Origin of the sequence: Moraxella oculi (assembly GCF_023336735.1) — a bacterium.
GTDB lineage: Bacteria > Pseudomonadota > Gammaproteobacteria > Pseudomonadales > Moraxellaceae > Moraxella > Moraxella oculi.
The window spans coordinates 1-665 of the sequence record NZ_JAMBAQ010000062.1; the positions used below are offsets into that span (position 1 = coordinate 1).

The window sequence follows — 665 nt, forward strand, 5'->3', positions numbered from 1 at the left end:
CAGCCCGTAGGTTGGGTTGAGCTTGAGAAACCCAACAAATTCAATGAGTTACACCATAATTTTGGCTTTATCATCATTCTATTTTCCATCATATCAAAATCATTGATATTTTACACCAAAAACCATTTTATATAAAATCAGCCGCCCCACTCTTTTGGTAAAATTCCCTGCTTAACATAACGATGAAATGATGAATATTGCCAATCTGACACCTTACTCACTAGACCGTGTTTTACAGGGTTAATGTGGATATAATCAACATGAGAATTAAAATCTTGCTCGTCTTTGATGCAATGCTCCCAAAAGCGTCTTTGCCAAATGCCCCTTTCTTGCTTTTTTTTGCCGACTTGTTGAAATTCGTTCTGTTTTGGGGGTTTTTGAGAAAAATAAGATTTGATCAGACGAATGCGTGTGGAATAATCACAATCATCATCAAAGGTGCATAGCATGTGCAGATGGTCTGGCAATATCACGATGGCGTCAATGTCAAATGGGTGCTGCTGCTTGACGATTTTAAAGGCATGACGCAGCTCATCGATGTGCCTTAACAGCAAATCACTGGATCGATCTGCCAGATTTAGGGTGAAAAAATAGCTTTTGTTTGGTTCGTAATGTCGGCGATATTTCATGTCATCATACAAATAAAGGTATAGGGCTGGCAAAGT

General features: G+C 38.8%; 1 protein-coding gene. It reads right to left on the reverse strand.

Features of this window, described 5'->3' with window-relative positions; all coding sequences use genetic code 11:
* Nucleotides 1–137: 137 nt before the first annotated feature.
* The coding region (locus M2R47_RS09385) for an REP-associated tyrosine transposase (RefSeq protein WP_249102539.1) at nt 138–665 on the reverse strand (528 nt) is incomplete at its 5' end.